Consider the following 18,019-nt stretch of genomic DNA (forward strand, 5'->3'; position numbering starts at 1 on the left):
TGCCACAAATGCGGCCACAAAAACAACAACCTAACCCTAAAAGACAGAGAATGGAATTGTCCAAAATGCGGCACACATCATGAAAGAGACCACAATGCAGCAATCAACATCTTAAACGAAGGGTTAAAAACACTAAAAAATAAACCTAGGGGACCTGGGGGATAGCTTAGAATATTTCCATTCATATAGAATGGATTACCTAAGAATCTCCGACCTCTACAGGTCGGAGAGGTTCAATTATTCATGTAATCTTTTCTTATTTTCAGTAGGTTTCAGACCCATCATATGTTTAGAATGCTATAAATATGTTGCATTACAAATAGGATATCATATTCTGATTGAATATAACCTGCGAAAATTGTGATATTATGAAGATTAAATATCTTATAATGGCCGGTTTGATACTGGCTGTTTTGACAATTGGTGCTGTCAGCGCATCGGATGATGTAAACAACCTGACGGCCGATGATGCACAGGGAGATTCCATACAGGAAGTTTCCGAAGATGACGGGGTTTTAAAAGACCCTACTGATGATTATTCTAAGAACATTCATGTTCCAAATGAGGTTTTCAAGGAGAATCATACCTCTGATAGTATTTTGGTGCAATTGCCGAATGATGCTTCAGGAAGTATTTCCGCTTATCTTGATGATGAGAAAGAGCCATTTTCCACTCAAATTCTCTTTCCGGGTATGAATTCCACTCGGATTATTTCATTTAATTTAGGGGTATTAAATTTTGATTATGGCTCTCATAAATTCATTCTTAACTATTCCGGCGATTCAAACTATGTCGGATTCAGTAACACATACGATTTCAACGTGACTTACAATTTGAATTATAATATTGTCTCACCATATTCCTATGGCGATGAGATAATTGTCCGCATCACAAGTCCTGAAGACCTAAACGGTGAAATAGCACTTTCAATGAACGGCAAAACCTATCCTTTCATCTATGATTTTAACTATGAGGACTACATCTGCAGACTGTCCGAATATAATTATGGCCTAAACAACTTCACAATAACAGTTTCAAACGACCCGGTTTATCCGGACAAATCAGTAAAAGGTTCATTTTATGCCTATTCCATTATTAAAATGCCGGATACTATAATTTATAATAAAGGGTCAAACATTACACTGACTTTGCCTGGAGATGCGAAAGGCACATTGGAAATGACCGTTGACGGCTTCATACTTTCAAGCGGAAAAGCTGATGACGGAAAATTTGCAGTTTCCCTCAACAGGCTTGCAGCCGGAAAACACAAGATTTCAGCATATTATACAGGTGATGACTACGATATCAAGACTATCGAAAACGAGACAATCACAGTTGCGCCATATGTGTCCGTTCCAAAGTTCGTCTACACCGGAAGCGATGAGAATTATACAATTACAGTGATGTTGAACAGAGATGATAATTATACAATCCCTCCGATGTATGAAGGGAATGTAACTGGAATGCTTAATGTCGTGCTTAAGGGCGATCCGTATTTCGATTCACAGTTCAAGCAAGAACTTTATAATGGCTTAGCAGAAGACAACGTAACCATCAATCTTCCAAAGTTATATTCTGGAATTTATCTTGTTTATGTAAAATATGCTGGTCACGATGTTAATGACGGCGAACATGACCACTTCACAATTGATGCAAGGTCAGAAAATCCGAATTTCGTTTTGAACGCCACATTTCCGGATGAGGTTGTTATGGGAGGTAATGCTGCAATCATCTGCCACAATGTCCCTATGTCCGCTACTTATTCAGTTTTAGTCAACGGAAAGGATTATGAATGGTGGTATTACTATGACGATCAGATAAGCGTGGAGATACCTACTGAGGGAATGTTATTTGGTGAAAACAACGTAACAGTCATATTTAATGATATGGATGGATATTACAATCAGTCATCCGCTTCAGGCAAGATAACAGTGGAACTGAGAGGAATGCCTGAGGAAATCTCAGGTAATGAACCTGTTTGGATACCTGTAGGCAAAAATGATGGTTATGTCGTCTTAAAAATCGACGGCAGAAATTTTGACACCCAACTTGTAAATGGGGAAAGCGTCAATTTTGACACTTATGACATTAGTGGAGGCAATCACACATATGAGATTGCACTCTATGACAAGAACAACGTTAAGATTGCAAGCAAGTCAGGTTCATTCAACATGACCTATGTCTTTTACACCAATATTGAGAATCCGCAATATCCTCTGGTCAGGGAATTCGAACTTGAAGTCACCGTACCTAAGGATGCAAACGGAACAGTTCTTGTGTCTGTCGACGGTAAAAACTACACAGCCATGCCTTATATGGGCACTGCCCGCTTTGTCCTTACCGATTTGGTCATGGGCGAAAACAATGTGACCGTCACATTTGGAGACAAAAAGTATCCTGAAAAGCAAATCAAACAGGTAATCAACTGTGTACGTAATGGATTTAATATACAGGGGGATGGTTCCGCACTTGCTTACATTTCACTCCTGCTTCCTGAAGTTGCAACCGGCAACATTACAGCATATAGGGCAGAATATAAAGATGAATGCTGGCAAGCGTCTGAAAAAATCATTTCAGTCAAACTTGAAAACGGCTATGCAAGAATAAACGGCACTGAATTTGGCTTTGGTTTTCATGCAGTTATTGTAAAATATGAAGGTAGTCTGTATGAAGTATCTGATGAAACCATTTTATTCACAAATCCTCCTAAAGTCGAAGTCGACAGTGAGGTTGTCGCCGGACAAAATGCAAGCATTTCAGTTGTAATGAATGCAACAGGCAATGTGACCGTTTACAGATTAAATGAATCTGATGAATACGAGTATATAACAGTCATTCCTTTCGTCAACGGCAAGGCCCAGGGCAATATAGCTCTTTCAATGGGGAGCTATTATATTAAACTCGATTATCGGGGTGATGATGTAGTTCTTCCGTTCGGTCTGGACGGTTACGTATACGGTCTTGATGTCACTCCTTTAAATGTGGACATTCCATTGGATTTAAACAGTGATGGAAATGGTAATATCACCTTGGAACTGCCTGAAGGCGTCACCGGTAAGGTGTCCGTATATGATGCTGTAGGAAGTTATAAGGTTGCATTAGTCGAAGACATAGCGTATACAAGCGACAACAAGACCATTGCAATTTCACTGCCTCGGGGAAACCATAATCTCATATTAAAGTTCACCGATGATAAGACAGGCAAAACCTTTGTTAAAGAAGGTGAGGCCTATGTTCCAAAACCTTCCTCTGATGAAAGCGTAGTGATTCCTGAAACAGTTTATGATGATGTAATCGACCTTAAATTGCCTAAAGATGCAACCGGAGGAGTTCTTGTAACAATCGATGATGATACAACCTACATTCCACTCGTAAACGGAAGCACAAAAATAGATTTGAGTGAATTGCCTGAAGGAAACCATACAATTTCCCTTAAATATCTTGGTGATGACAATTACGGCGGATTTGAAAAGACTTTCAACGTCGCAGTCAAAGATCCTGTTGACCCTAACCTGTCAATCTCTGTTAATGACATCACTGAAGGAAACCCTGCAGTTGTGACAATCACAACCGATGCGGCATTTACCGGTAACGTCACCGTCAGGATTGGAAATGCCAACTACACCGTTTCAGTTTTAAACGGCAAAGGTGCATTAAACGTTCCAGGTCTTGCTGTCGGCACATACAATGCTACAGCAATATTTGTAGCTCAGACCGGATTCATTGAAAGCGTAAGAAACACTACCTTCACTGTATCTAAAAAACAGCCTGTAACTCCTGCTAAAAAGGCGGATAAAATAACATTGACTCTCAAAAAGGTCAAGGTCAAAAGGTCAGCCAAAAAGCTTGTCATTAAAGCCACTTTAAAAATCAACGGTAAAGCGGTCAAAGGTAAAGTAATCAAATTCAAATTCAACAAAAAGACCTACAAGGCAAAAACCGACAAGAAAGGTGTTGCAAAAATAACCGTTAAAAAATCAGTGCTTAAAAAACTTAAAGCAGGCAAAAAGGTAAAATACCAGGCAACCTACGGTAAAGTTACCAAAAAATACACTGTAAAAGTTAAAAAATAAGTAATCAATTTACTTATTTTTTCTTATTTTTTTTAATCAATTTCATTTCAGCTATTTTTTCATGATTTCAAATCATAATCGTTAAATATATTTTACACACAAAGTTATTGATATAGTGGTGTGATTAATTATGAAAATGAAATATTTGATGATTGTGGGATTTATACTGGCCATTTTTACAATCGCAGCCGCCAGTGCTGCAGATGATATGGCCGCAGGAAACGCTACAGAAGATTTAATCGCTTCTGATGATAATGTGAAAGTGAATGTTAGCGATACGGTGGATTTGGATGACGAATTCGATTGTGCCGTTTATGTTGAGGACAGTCCAGGTTTAAACGGTACCGTTAGCGTATATGTCGAGGACAATGACACGGCGGTATATAACAAGACCTTCGGCCCTGAAGATGAGATGAACTGTTTGTGGATTTATGCCAATAATCTGAACATTTCAGATTTTGGAATCTATAAAATAAAGGCAATCTATCAGAAAAACGGCGCCGCTGAGCCATATGAAGTTGAAAAAACAGTTGATTTTACTTACAAGTTCGAATTTTATCCATTCTCTGAAGAGGATGACGAAGGCCTGATAGATGAATTTCTGTTTGACGATAGGATTTCATTTAAAATTGCGCTTCCCCAGTCCGCTTCAAATAGGGTAATCGTCAACATCAGCGGAAAGTCATATGAGGTTTTCCCGACTGGAGGCGAGGCCATACTTACTCCTGCATTTGATTTCAAGGTCGGAAAATACAATGTGACTGCCACTTATCCGGGGGATGAAAAATATCCCAACAGGACAGAAAGCTGTGTGTTTGCAGTTATTCCGGAAATCATTTTTGATGACATGTCAGTAGGCGAAAAAAGCGCCATAATACTTCAGGGTTCTAAGGGAACTTCCGGAAACGCAACGCTATATAACAGAATAGGCGATCACGCAGACCGGTGGGGCAGCGAAGTCATAACCGTTCCGGTAGTTGACGGACGTGCAATCATTCCGGTTGAAAATCTGGCCGAGGGAAATCATCCCTACTATGTAAACTACACTATGGGCAACTATTCCGGCTATTATGAAGCTTTCATTTATGTTGATGTGAACTCTCAGGGATTTTCAGTCAATGTGGACAGAAATCAGCTGGAAGCCGGAAAGGATTTGAATGTAAACATTAAATGTCCTGCATCGTCCGATGTTATGGAGATTTATGTTGACGGGAAACTGGTCAAATCAGCCAATTTGGAAACAGGCAAGGCTAGCGAATCCATTAAAGGACTCTCCGTCGGTGAGCACATGATCAAGGTCATTCTGAGCTCAGATGATAAATTCTACTCAAACACTTTCTTTGTAACAGTCAAAAGCCCGGCCAAAAAGGATACCATCAAACTAGCCCTCAAAAAGGTCAAGGTCAAAAAATCTGCCAAAAAGCTTGTTTTAAAGGCCACCTTGAAAATCAACGGAAAGGCTGTCAAAGGTAAGGTAGTCAAGTTCAAGTTTAACAAGAAATCCTACAAGGCAAAAACCAACAAGAAAGGTGTTGCAAAGGTTACCGTTAAAAAGGCTGTCCTTAAAAAGCTTAAAGTGGGCAAAAAGGTAAAATATCAGGCAACCTACCGTAAAGTCACCAAAAAATTAACCGTAAAAGTTAAAAAATAAGTAATCAATTTACTTATTTTTTCTTATTTTTTATACAAATTTTTAAATTCTTTTGTTTGATTTAAATAAAATCCAAATTATGACTATTTTTTCTTTAAAAATTAAACACTTTTGATTCATGATTTTGGAATGGTGCACTCAAATTCATGTTTTTAGGTCAAATAAGAAATGTTATATATTTTTATATAGAAATATAATAATTGTATTCAAATTGAATATAATTTAGATTTAAACGTGATGAATTATGAAGGCAAAACATTTGATAATTGTTAGCTTATTGCTGGCAATAATAACAATGGGTGTTGTCAGCGCATCAGAAGACGTTGCAGTCGATGATGCTATGGCAACCAGTGACGTCACAGAAAATCCTATTGAGGAGGCTCCTGTGGATGAAGTAATAGAGCAAAGTGAAGATTCAGAGCCACTTGCGGACTATAGTCCGGATGATTTCAATTATAATGCTAAAAAGTCCATTGATTTGGATGATGAAGATAAAGTAGTATTTAACTGTACTCTGCCTGAAGAGGGTTATATTAATTATTATGTAAATGACGAGTATGTAAGTTTTAATGTTGGTTCTTCAAGTGATCTTATTCAAATAGATATTAATGATTTAGAGATTGATGAGCCAAGTACTTATAAGGTTAAATTTGTTTTTGAACCATCTTCTTCTCAAGATGAATTTGTCATTACAGAGTACAATTTAACAGTAACTAAAACATATCATGTGAGTGATTTTGATCCTGAGTGGAATGATGATATAACCTCTAAATTTGAAGATGTATTGGATATCTATAGTCCAACTAAAGGAACTTTAATTGTCGCTGTTAAGGGAGATAAACGATTTAATGTAACAGCTGATGAATCTGATTCGATTTCTGTCCACTTATCTGACTTAAACATCACTTCAAATGGGCAATATACCGTTTCCGCTAAATTTATTGTAAACGCCACTTCTCAAGAAGTGGATTTGGGCGAAAAAACCATAGATGTGGATGTTGATAACTGGGATGCTGATGAATATGTGAGCATAATAAACAATAATATCAATATCTTGGAACATGGTGAGGAGATAGCTGATGTTTCTGATAATGTTGGTTATCTTAATGGTACTGTGACTGTTGAGATTGACGGTGTTGAAAAATTATCCAAAGTATTCACAGAAGATGATTATAAATCTGAGTTTGAAATCACTGTTGATGATTTAAAGTTATACAATAATATTACCGAAGGGGAACATACAGTAAAAGTTGTTTACATGAAAAATGGCATAGATAAACACGAAGTCACAAAATCAGTTGAATTTTATGCAAGTGATGAGTATGTGAGTATATATGGGCCTGTTGATATCCTGGATCATGATTCTACTTTAGTTGCTTTTGAAGATTATACTGATAATCTTAATGGTACTATATCAGTTTATATTGACGGTGTCCCGAAGTTTACCAAAAATATCGCAGCCAGTGAACAAAAAGATGAATTTTCAGTTACTGTTGATGATTTGAACTTATACAATAATATTGCATATGGGAATCATAAAGTAAAAGCTGTTTACATGAGAAATGGTGTAGATAAACATGAAATCGAAAAATCAGTTGTATTTTATACAGAACCTGATTTCAAGTATTCTGATTCCCTCTCAGTTGGCGAAAAAGAAACTCTTGTAATCAGTTATATCGAAACTTTCACCGGTACCGCAACACTTTACAATGCTAAGTGGGAAAGTGGAGATTTGGTAAAGGGAACTGTAGCAGGTTCTGCTAAATTTTCCAATGGTGTTGCAACAATTCCATTCGGTTCTTTATCTAAAGGGGATCATTACTTCCTTTTAAATATCACTGGTTATCCATATGAACGCCAAATAGAAGTTTATGTTAGCGAAAACACTCCTGGATTATCAGCAAGCGTTTCCGCATCTGAAATCACTGTCGGAAGCAGTGTTGTAGTCAAATTCAACAGCCCGAAATCTGACAATAAAGTGTATATTAATGTGGATGGTCTCAATTATGCATCTGTTATAGCCTCTGGTGCTGTAAGTCAGGAAATTAAGGGATTGACTGCCGGAACACACAAAATCAAGGTTTTCTTTGAAGATGAAGGTAAATTCTATTCAAACACTTTCTATGTGACTGTTAAAAACCCAACACCTGCCAAAAAGGATACCATCAAACTGACCCTCAAAAAGGTCAAAGTCAAAAAGTCCGCCAAAAAGCTTGTTCTTCAGGCTACTTTGAAAATCAACGGAAAAGCCGTTAAAGGAAAAGTAATTAAGTTCAAGTTCAACAAGAAAACCTACAAGGCTAAAACCAACAAGAAAGGTGTTGCAAAAGTTACAGTCAAGAAAAACATCTTGAAAAAACTTAAAGTGGGCAAAAAGGTCAAAATCCAAGCGACCTACAACAAAACAACCAAAAGTCAAAAAATAAGTAATCAATTTACTTATTTTTTCTTATTTTTTTTAAACGATCATTTCGATTCACTCTAAGACACAATATTCGAAAACCCTATTTTTCAAAATCATTTGGAATGATATAAATACTTTACACTAATAATATAATATCATTGGAAAGTGATATTATGAAGATAAGACATTTGATTGTGGTCAGTCTGATTCTGGCCATTCTGGCGATTGGTGCTGTTAGCGCATCGCAGGATGCCGATGACAATCTAACAGTCGCCGATGATGTGAAAGATGTAATTGAAGTTCCTTTGGAGGAGGATAATTTGGGCGGTTCCTCTGATGCCGGGGAATTTCACGTAAGATATGAGGAAAGTATTGCAGTCAATTCAAACGACGATGCAATGTATGTTTCTTCCAATGGTAATGTAAAATATGACGGCAATCTGACAGTTAAGGTTGGAGACAATCAGACTCCATCATACAACAGGGCTCTTGAAACTCCGGTTGGATTAAAAGTGTCCGATTTAAACATAACCCAAATGGGCACCTATAGGATTCTGGTCAATTATGTGGCCAATAATGGAAATCCAACCAAATTGGCTGACTACATGCTGAATGTCACTGAAAGTGAAGGCCATACTAACATATCTGCCATTATCTATGATTACAATATGGATGAGGTGTGGAAACTCACTTCTCCTCCATTTGTTGAAGTATCCTGTGATGGTATAATTCGCGGAAATTTCCTTTTATATATTGATGGGGAATTATATTTTAATGGTACAGTGTTATCAACCATTGGGATGGAGGACCTGAAAAAGAGACCTACTCTCGGCAATCACTTTGTCAGGTTGGTGTATGATGATGGTGTGAATCAAACAATAATCAAGTCCGGCACTGTTTTAATCTATTCAAAGAATGCAAATAAGGATAAAATAAAATTGACCCTCAAGAAGGTCAAGGTCAAAAGATCTGCCAAAAAGTTGGTTTTACAGGCCACTTTGAAAATCAACGGCAAGGCCGCCAAAAGCAAGGTTATCAAGTTCAAGTTCAACAAAAAAACCTACATGGCAAAAACCAACAAGAAGGGCATTGCAAAAGTCACCATCAAGAAAAAGATTTTGAAAAAGCTCAAAGTGGGCAAAAAGGTCAAAATCCAGGCAACTTACGGCAAGACAACCAAAAAACTAACTGTTAAAGTCAAAAGATAAGGATTAATTTCCTTATTTTCTTTTTTTTATTAAGATTTATTTATCTTAAAGTCCAAAATCATATTGATGAAGAGAAAATACATTCGCCAAAACAAGAACTCATTCTCAATTGTCAGGGCCAATAGAACCTATGCCCAATTGCAGGATTTGGATGATGCGCTATTTTTAAGGAATTTGCTGGTTGAAAACGAATGGAACATGGATTCAATCAATGAAACCTATGAATTTAATGACCAATACATTGTTTTGGCAGTGATTGATGATAGGATTCATGTTCTTTTAAAATCAAAAGAAAAACCGTCCCAGAGCCAAATCAGCAGCCTGACCAAAAGGAAAATGAGAAATCCCAACAATTCAAGGTACGGGCTCAACATCACAAGGGTGTTTGACACGTTCATAATCAAAAAGCAGATTGTAGGCGATGACTATGTCTTCGGATATTACGACACACTCGAGGATGCGGAGTTTGCAAGAAACCATCTTATGGACAACTTGTGGGACATCAATTCCTTCTCGCAAATCCAGTATGATGAGGACAGCAAAAATTACCGGGTAACTGAAGTAATCGACGATAAAGTGTATGTATTGGGTTCATTTGAAAGCAAAAATGACATTGACCTTGATAAAATCCACGCCGAATTTCTAAATAGAATAACCAAGCACAAGCTGGGCCTTGCCGAGCACCAATATCTTGATGAGCTGACAGACAGGATTCCTGAATTGGAGGAGAGATTCAACACAAAAGCCCAGGACGGGATGTGGGAGTTTAAAAACACTCAAGATCCACTAAATGACATCATCTTCAATTTAACCCCATTTCAAAAAAGCGTATATGATGTGGTTGACGACTCAACAGTCGAGGATATTGAAAAAGCCCTCATAAGATTTCGCTCAGGCAATTTCACACAAAAAATCCAAAAGAACCTTGATGAGCTAATAGAAAAAGGTCTCATCTGCAAAAATCAAAATCATTATATTAAACAAAAACCAAAATAAGCATGTATTTGCAAGTCAAATACGAAAGTTCTTTTTTGGTTTGAACTTTAATGGGGAGATTTCCGACTCCCCTTTTCAAATTCATTATCTGTCGCTTAAAAGCTCGCCGCCCGCACCGATGTCATCCGGTTCGAATCCGGTTACCAGTACGGTTATTGTTTCAATTGGAAGGCCGTATGCTTCAGCAACAACTTCAGACACTTTCTTTACCATTTCTCGTTTATTTTCAATACTTATGTTATTGTTTCCGGCAATTTGAATTACAGGCATATTATCACCAATCTAATATATTAACGATTTAAGATAAATATCTTATTGAAGGTTGATAACATGCTCGGTGAAGATGAACTTGTAAAGATATTTCCGGATTTCGCTGATTTGGTCCAGCCCTCCGGAATCGATTTGGAATTGGATAAGATATACGTGCAGAAAAGCGCAGGATCATTGATTGACAATGAAAAGAACCTGCCGGAAATTGAAGAGCTTGAGGGTGACATCTACACATTGAAGCCCCACACAGCATATCTGGCAAGCATCAAAAGGAAAATAAAGATTCCAAAGGGATATACAATGCTATATCTTCCACGCTCAACACTTTTAAGGTCATTTGTCTCTGTACAGACTGCAGTGGGGGACCCCGGCTTTTACGGAACACTGATGTTCATGATTTACAATCACGGGGAGTATGAATATAAAATCAAGTCAGGCGACAGGATTGCCCAGGCGGTCGTATTTCCGGTTGAAGGCTCCGGAGAGTATGACGGGTCATACCAGGAGGCGGAAGAGTGAACGTTGCCGGAAAAATAGTTGAGATACTGGAAGAAGAGGGTATCCTGGATGTCTTTGGAATTCCGGGCGAGCAGATAATGCCCCTTTATGAGGCCCTATCAAAAAGCGAAATCAACCATGTCCTTACAAAACACGAGCAGGGAGCGGCCACAGCAGCAGACGGATATGCAAGGTCAACCGGTAAAATCGGAGTCTGCATCACCACAGCTTCACCGGGAGCTCTGAACACAACAATGTCTCTTGCAACGGCTTTCAAGGACAATCTGCCGGTGCTGGTGCTGACCGGAGACAATGAACTGAAATATCGTGGAAGCGACTTTTTCCAGACAACCCCTCAGGTCGAAATGTTCAAGCACATCACACAGGCCTCATACAATCCGCTGAACGGAACAGAAGCCATGTACATGCTCAGGGCATCCATCCATGAGCTTAAAAACTTCCCGAAAGGCCCGATTCACATAAACCTTTCAAAGGATGTCCTTCTCGAGGAGGAGTTTGAAGACTTTGATTTGTGCTATCTGTGTGATGAGGACATGTCCAACATTTCAAGGGCGCAGGATCTGATTGACAATTCCGAAAAGCCCCTCCTTATTTTAGGTGCCGGTGCAATAAGCCAGGCTGAAGTCATTGAAGGTATTGTAAACAAATATCAGATTCCTGCCGCCACAACATTTCATGGAATGGGTGTGATTCCGGAAAGGAGTCCCTTAAACCTTGGACTGTGCAGAACACGTGCAACCGAAAGGGGAAAATATGCATTTGAAAATGCAGACTGCATAATCGGTCTTGGAATCAAGGCAAGCGAAAGGACACTGCCTGAAATTCCCGAAAATTTCATCCACGTAAACATAAACAGGGACGTGCTGGTGGGAAATTATCCGATTCATGGAAAGGTTGGTGATTTTCTCTCAAAAATCAGATTCAAGAGAGTCAGCTGGATTGATGAGATATCCCAAATCGATGATTCCTATCATATTGAAGGCCTTGACGAAGATTTAAAGCCACAGGCCGCCATAAAAAGGATACTTGAAAGGTTTCCCGACAATATCGTCGCTTCAGGTGCGGGATCACACACAACATGGGTCACACTTTTAAAGAAATCCCAAACTCCAAGGAAGCTCCTCTTTTCAGGGGCGATGGCTCCGATGGGTTACGGTCTTCCGGCCGGGATAGGCGCAGCAATAGCCACAGGCGAAAAGGTCATAGTCATCAACGGCGACGGCGACTTTCAGATGAACCTCCAGGAGCTTGCAACACTTAAGCAGCAGAATCTCGACGTCATAGTGTTCATCATAAACAATTCAGAGTTCGGAATCATCCGCCAGTGGGAGGAGTCATTCTATGATATGGAAGCATATCAGGTCAAACTGGAAAATCCCGATTTTGTAAAGATTGCCTCAGGCTATGGAATCGATGCTGTAAGGGTGGACAATCTTGATGATCTGGAGATGATTCTGGATAAGGAACTTGAAGGACCTCTTGTTGTCGAGGTAATCGTTGAAAGCGAAGACATTCCTCTTCCACATTAGATGCATTTTTCAACATATTCCTTAACAGTTTCATTAATGTTGACAGCCTCATCTAGGGGTGCCATATAATATTTGCCGTTTTCTTCATAAATTATGCCGACAGGCGCAATGCTGGCGGAGGATATTCTTCCCTTGATGGTCACAATCTCCCGTTTGAAGGCAAAAGTTAATCCGCAAACTTCCTTGAATTCATAGTCGGTGTAATTTTCGAGTTCAAGAAACTCTTCAATATCTTTTAAGATATTATCGCTCATCCCAAACACCTCTTATGAATATTCTAACATCTTTTTTTGAAATAAGCCTGATTGTAGGAACTATTAGCCTTAACGGATAGATTTCAACTTCATTTGTTCCATATCCGTCAATGACTGACCCCTCAAATGTAGGTTCGGCGCTCAATTTCAGCTTTTCATGCATCGGATTTATGATGGCTAAAATCGCCCAGATGATGCCTATGTATTTGCCTGTATCTGCATAGCTGGCCATACCGAAAATAAGATGGTTTTGAAGCTCTTTGGCCTTGATGGTGTTCAGGACAGATTTCAGATAAGTTTTAAAATCACCGAAACAGGGCCTTGCAAGTTCAAACAGTTTCTTGATGTCCCTTTGCTTTTTCTCCTCGTCTTTGGCATCTTCGTCGTTGTCATCATCCTTTGAGGGGAAACGGCGGGTGTAAATTTTGATTTTTTTAAAAATGAGTATTTTCAAACATCCTTTAATCTTACTACCTTTTTTGGTGTATTCAAATGATATCTTAATTCCACAAAGGAGTAAAATAATAAGAAATAGGATGATTATCAGGATAATCATCAAAAGGATGTTCAACATGTAAAGTCCTATTCTTCTTCGCTTTCTTCAGGGGTGCTGAATTCAGGTTCTATATATTCAGATTCATCGTAGTATTCATCCGGTTGTTGTGAATCCATATATGATTTTACAAGGTCGCTTATGACCAGTGCAATGTCTGATATTGCTTTGTTTGTTTCTGATCCTTTGGATAGATTAAGTACGCGGACTCCTTCGGCGTCATTTCCATTTTTAGGTATCATCACCATGGAAATCGGTTCGACTCCGGCACCTGCACCGACTGCATCATTGCCGCCTTCCATTCCGACCTGGCTTTCTCCAGCTCCGAATCCCACTCCCATCCTTACAACGGGAATCATTATTTTTTCTTCGGTTTCTATAGGGCTGCCGATTACATTGTCGACATTAATCAATTTGTGTAATTCTTCAACGGTTGTTTTAATTTTTTTTGACATAGTCTTCACATCCTGTTATTGGTTATACTTTTTGTTTTTTATTATTATATAAGTTTAGTTTTGAACTCAAGTAATACTTTTTTTATTAATCAGACATAAGTTTCAAGTGTAACTTTTTAGTTATAATTCGATTTTCGAGAGGTGTATTTCAAGTGTAACTTTTAACTTATAAGTTCTAATACACAAGATGTAGACATGCATTTCAAGTGTAACTTTTAACTTATAGCATTTCAAGTGTAACTTTTAACTTATAACTTATTAGAAAAATTCTGATGTAAAAAATATATTACTTATAACTTATCATGAATCTGGCGAAATGACTTATAAGTTATACTATGTTAAAAATATATTACATATGCTTCAATAAAAAAAAGAAAATGAAGAATCATGAGTATGATTCTGCAATTGATGCAACGCCTGCGCCTGCATCGTCGGTTACGCCTAAACCTTTCAGGGTCATGCCGATTGCCGCAAAGGTTTGAGTTAATTCCTTGTATGAGACGTTACCCATGTGTCCTATTCTGAAGATGTTTCCTTTCAGGTGGTCCTGGCCTCCTGCCAATTCAACACCATACTTGTCACGGGTTGTGCCTCTGAAGTCCGCATCGGTGATTCCTTCAGGCATTTTGACGGCAGTTACTGTTGCGGATGAAACAGCTTCATCAGCAAATAACTCTAATCCTAATGCTTTGACAGCTGCTACGCTTGCTTTAGCAGCCTTGTGGTGACGTGCAACTCTTGCGTCAAGTCCTTCTTCCATAACCATTTTCAAAGCTTCATTCATTGCATAGGTAAGTGAAACTGATGGGGTGTATGGAGTTTCAGGAACAGCTTTGTCTCCGCTTTTACGTGCAGCTTTCAAGTCAAGATAGAAAGTATTGGTCTCTACTTTATCAACTGCAGCCCATGCATCGTCGCTTAATGTGATTGCAGCCATGCCAGGCGGTGCAGCCAGACATTTTTGGGATCCGGTAAAACAGACGTCGATTCCGAACTTTTCAACATTGACTTCGTCTCCTGCAAGGGAGGACACGGTATCGACGATGTATAATGCGTCATAATTTTTCATGACCTTACCGATTTCCTCGATTGGTGCAGCAACACCGGTTGAGGTTTCATTGTGGATTACTGTTACTGCCTTAATGTCTTCGTCTTCATCAAGTGCTTCAGCAATAAGCTTAGGGTCTACAGCGGTTCCCCATTCAACTGCCAATTCTTTGGCATCAATTCCATGGGTCTGGGAGATTTTCAGGAGACGTTCACCGAATTTTCCTCCGACGACGTTCAATATTTTTTCTCCAGGAGCCACTGTATTTGCAACACCTGCTTCCATTGCTGCAGTTCCAGATCCGGTTAATAGATAAGATTTATTTGGGGTTTGGAAAACTTTACTCATTAATTCAGTAGTTTCAGTTAAAATTTCTCCGTATTTTGCTCCTCTGTGGTTTACAACAGCCTGTGACATTGCACTGAGTACTCTAGGGTGCACTGTTGTAGGTCCGGGAAGCATTAACAAGATATCATTCATTAAAATTTCCTCCAGTAAGTAGCTTTATAAAGCTAATATATATCTTTAATTCTTATACTTATTAAATATTTTTGATATGATGAATATTCAATATGCCGGAAGCATTATTGTACATTTTCATACATTGTTTAAATCGGCATTATGATTTTTTCACATTGTTTAAATACAATGTAATCCAATATTGTTGTATGCAATTTAGTGGAGAGGAGTTGACGTTCAGGAGGGTTTTCAGCTATATTTTCGGCCTGTATCTGATTACATTGGGGGTGGCATTTTCAATCAAATCAGGATTGGGCTCAGCGCCGGTAAGCTCAATACCTTATGCGATGAATTTGATTTGGAATATTGAAATAGGCATTGCAACATTCATATTTCATTCAATACTTGTTGCAATCGAACTGATACTTCTCAGGAAGGACTTCAAAAGGAAGCATTTTCTGCAGGTTTTTGTGGGGGTCCTATTCGGAGCATTCACAAGCTTTTCCGTTTCGCTGATGTATTTCATCCCTCCAGCTTACAATCTGTATCTGGCTTTTGTCATGTCTGCAGTTTCAATACTGCTCATCGCACTGGGGCTGTTCTTCTATGTTCCTGCAAATATCATCCCGCTTTCCGTTGAAGGGGTCACACAGGCAATTGCAATAGTTACCAACAAGCCGTTTTCCACAATCAAGGTTTGCTTTGATGTATGTGTCGTTTCAACCGCTTTGATATTGAGCTATGTGTTTCTGGGCGAATTCGGAAGTGTGGGTATCGGAACCATTCTGGGAGCCCTGTTCATAGGAACCACAGTCAAGTTCATACACAAACTGAACCTGTATCTGACAGGCAATCATGTGGATTTAAAAAAGATGTAATATATATATTATAGTATGATAAAAAGGATTTGCCTGTTTGTCGCAGGATTGTTCATAATGGCATTCGGTGTGGCATTTTCAATCGTATCGACCCTTGGAACAACGCCGATAAGCTCAATTGCCTATTCTCTTGTTTTAATTACTGATATAAACATTGGAATAACAACATTCATCTTCAATGCGGCACTGATTCTTCTCCAATTTCTGATTCTTCGTTCAGGATTTCACAAGAAAAGGTTGCTTCAGCTTATCAACTGCATAGTATTCAGTTACTTCAACGCTTTGGCACTGGCAGTCACCTCACAGATTCCCTTTGACGGTTCAGTCATGATGATGGCCGTGTTTTTGATTATTAGCATTTTACTTATAGCTTTCGGCATATTCGTATACATGCCTGCCAATATCGCTCCGCTTCCGGGGGAGGGATGCGTTGAGGCAATCGCCATTGTTACCGGATGGAGGTTTTCAACCGTTAAAATTCTTTTTGATGCATCTATGGTTTTAACAGCGATTATTATGTGCTGGCTGTGGTATGCAAGCCCTTTTGGAGCTGTCAACATTGGAACAATCATTTCGGCATTCATGGTGGGCTTCACCTTAAGGCAGATCAATAATCTCTATGCACGCATCACCGGAAAGCCGGTCAATATGGTAAACAAATGATTTGATTTTTTCAATGATAAAACAATATTTATATGAACTTATTTTTTAACATTGACAAGTAAATATTGCTTTAAATTCATATCAAAGAATTTAAATAAGAGTAAATCCAATTATAACTTGCATGGTTTGTTTTTGGAACAAATCATTTTTTTAAATTAAAAATTTTAGGGGGTTTTTCATGGCTGAAAAAATCAAAAACAATAGGGATCTGTTCCTGAAATTTTCTTTCATGTATTTTTTGGCACATATTTTAAAGGTGCTTGGAATTGATGAGGAAATCGAGGAGATAATGCCCACTGAAATGATATCTTTCAAAAAGATCGGCAGGAGAAAAATCTTTGACAATTTTTTAGATTTTCATGTGGTGACGAAATCTGAAAAAATACTGATTTTCGAATTCAAGAAAAATCCTTTGACCAAAAAGGATTTGAAACAGGCATTCGAATATTATGATAGGTTTCACTGCCAGAAAAAGGCAGATGTTAAATTGATAATAATTCTGCTCTCTAAAGATGGAAAAATCAAGGAATATACAAAGCTGGACATAACCTATCATCCACAAATCATTAAAACCAAAAAAATCAACAAACAAAAACCTTTAAGTAGTATAAGGGACAAATTACAACACAACAAAAAATTAACCGAAGAGGAAATCTCATTGCTGATAACACTGCCCTTATTCGATATTAAAGAGAGTGAAGCAGACATTACAGAAGAGATTTGTGGATATGTCAAATTTAAAAGGCATTGCATTCCTGAGAATTTGTATGGTAAGATGGTTCTTGCAATGTTTTTAAACATTGAAGAATATGTTGATGAGGAAAAGAAGGAGAAATTGCTGGAGATGATTAATATGGCGGAAGCATATCAGGGAGTTATATCTGAAATTAGGAATGAAGCTAGAAATGATGGTTTAAATGAAGGTAGAAATCAGGGTAGAAAGAGTATTATATCTCGTTTGTTGAAAAAGTACTCTGTTGATGAGGTTGCTGAGTTGTTGGAGATGAAATCTTCTGAAATCTTAAGTATCATCAATAAGGTAGATTAATTTCTTTTTTT

Annotated in this window: 16 protein-coding genes; 11 read left to right on the top strand and 5 right to left on the bottom strand. The window is 38.3% G+C overall.

The genetic code is table 11. From position 1 onward, the window contains the following. The 6 genes from QZ138_RS11385 to QZ138_RS10750 all read left to right on the top strand — a co-directional run. Window positions 1-165 (top strand): zinc ribbon domain-containing protein (locus QZ138_RS11385; protein ID WP_342765679.1); only part of this gene is annotated, 165 nt, incomplete at its 5' end. A 203-nt stretch (window positions 166-368) separates the two neighbouring features. Then, entirely contained in the window at window positions 369-4,073 is a 3,705-nt protein-coding gene (locus QZ138_RS10730; protein WP_292889022.1) for an Ig-like domain-containing protein, read from the top strand. 130 nt (window positions 4,074-4,203) lie between these two features. Further along, window positions 4,204-5,724 carry a hypothetical protein gene (locus tag QZ138_RS10735; protein WP_292889023.1) on the top strand — a complete coding sequence of 507 codons (1,521 nt, stop codon included), beginning with the start codon at window positions 4,204-4,206 and terminating at the stop codon, window positions 5,722-5,724. 244 nt (window positions 5,725-5,968) lie between these two features. Then, window positions 5,969-8,209: a hypothetical protein gene (locus QZ138_RS10740; protein ID WP_292889024.1), complete on the top strand. Its 2,241-nt coding sequence runs from the start codon at window positions 5,969-5,971 to the stop codon at window positions 8,207-8,209. A 92-nt stretch (window positions 8,210-8,301) separates the two neighbouring features. Then, window positions 8,302-9,336: a hypothetical protein gene (locus QZ138_RS10745; RefSeq protein ID WP_292889025.1), complete on the top strand. Its 1,035-nt coding sequence runs from the start codon at window positions 8,302-8,304 to the stop codon at window positions 9,334-9,336. A gap of 66 nt (window positions 9,337-9,402) precedes the next feature. After that, the gene (locus QZ138_RS10750) at window positions 9,403-10,332 is read left to right on the top strand and encodes a hypothetical protein (protein ID WP_292889026.1); all 930 of its coding nucleotides are present in this window, start codon (window positions 9,403-9,405) and stop codon (window positions 10,330-10,332) included. A gap of 84 nt (window positions 10,333-10,416) precedes the next feature. On the opposite strand, the gene dmpI is transcribed toward QZ138_RS10750, so the two are convergent. Then, complete coding sequence (gene dmpI / locus QZ138_RS10755; RefSeq protein ID WP_292600606.1) at window positions 10,417-10,602, bottom strand: 4-oxalocrotonate tautomerase DmpI; 186 nt, start codon at window positions 10,600-10,602, stop codon at window positions 10,417-10,419. A gap of 60 nt (window positions 10,603-10,662) precedes the next feature. On the opposite strand from dmpI, the gene QZ138_RS10760 reads away from it, so the two are divergent. Further along, window positions 10,663-11,121 (top strand): deoxyuridine 5'-triphosphate nucleotidohydrolase, encoded by a 459-nt coding sequence (locus tag QZ138_RS10760; protein ID WP_292600735.1) that lies wholly within the window; start codon window positions 10,663-10,665, stop codon window positions 11,119-11,121. Then, complete coding sequence (locus tag QZ138_RS10765) at window positions 11,118-12,650, top strand: thiamine pyrophosphate-binding protein (protein WP_292889027.1); 1,533 nt, start codon at window positions 11,118-11,120, stop codon at window positions 12,648-12,650. Before QZ138_RS10760 ends, QZ138_RS10765 begins: the two co-directional genes overlap by 4 nt. Here the strand turns inward: QZ138_RS10765 and QZ138_RS10770 are convergent. The 4 genes from QZ138_RS10770 to QZ138_RS10785 all read right to left on the bottom strand — a co-directional run bounded on the left by QZ138_RS10770 (window position 12,647) and on the right by QZ138_RS10785 (window position 15,440). Continuing rightward, window positions 12,647-12,904, bottom strand: a complete 258-nt coding sequence (locus QZ138_RS10770) for a hypothetical protein (protein WP_292889028.1) — start codon at window positions 12,902-12,904, stop codon at window positions 12,647-12,649. The two genes, QZ138_RS10765 and QZ138_RS10770, sit on opposite strands and share 4 nt — an antisense overlap. Continuing rightward, a complete protein-coding gene (locus tag QZ138_RS10775; RefSeq protein WP_292889029.1) occupies window positions 12,894-13,478 on the bottom strand; it encodes a DUF2953 domain-containing protein in 585 nt (194 codons plus the stop codon). Before QZ138_RS10775 ends, QZ138_RS10770 begins: the two co-directional genes overlap by 11 nt. Window positions 13,479-13,486: 8 nt before the next feature. Further along, entirely contained in the window at window positions 13,487-13,912 is a 426-nt protein-coding gene (locus QZ138_RS10780; RefSeq protein ID WP_292889030.1) for a GerW family sporulation protein, read from the bottom strand. A gap of 385 nt (window positions 13,913-14,297) precedes the next feature. Then, a complete protein-coding gene (locus QZ138_RS10785; RefSeq protein ID WP_292889031.1) occupies window positions 14,298-15,440 on the bottom strand; it encodes an alanine--glyoxylate aminotransferase family protein in 1,143 nt (380 codons plus the stop codon). 209 nt (window positions 15,441-15,649) lie between these two features. Between QZ138_RS10785 and QZ138_RS10790 the strand changes: the two genes are divergently transcribed. The 3 genes from QZ138_RS10790 to QZ138_RS10800 all read left to right on the top strand — a co-directional run bounded on the left by QZ138_RS10790 (window position 15,650) and on the right by QZ138_RS10800 (window position 18,008). Continuing rightward, the gene (locus QZ138_RS10790) at window positions 15,650-16,297 is read left to right on the top strand and encodes a YitT family protein (RefSeq protein ID WP_292889032.1); all 648 of its coding nucleotides are present in this window, start codon (window positions 15,650-15,652) and stop codon (window positions 16,295-16,297) included. Between the two features lie 15 nt (window positions 16,298-16,312). Then, a complete protein-coding gene (locus QZ138_RS10795) occupies window positions 16,313-16,960 on the top strand; it encodes a YitT family protein (RefSeq protein ID WP_292889033.1) in 648 nt (215 codons plus the stop codon). A gap of 178 nt (window positions 16,961-17,138) precedes the next feature. Further along, a complete protein-coding gene (locus QZ138_RS10800) occupies window positions 17,139-18,008 on the top strand; it encodes a hypothetical protein (RefSeq protein WP_292889034.1) in 870 nt (289 codons plus the stop codon). Window positions 18,009-18,019: the final 11 nt, after the last annotated feature.

The organism is Methanobrevibacter sp. UBA212, from assembly GCF_905233225.1.
GTDB lineage: Archaea > Methanobacteriota > Methanobacteria > Methanobacteriales > Methanobacteriaceae > Methanocatella.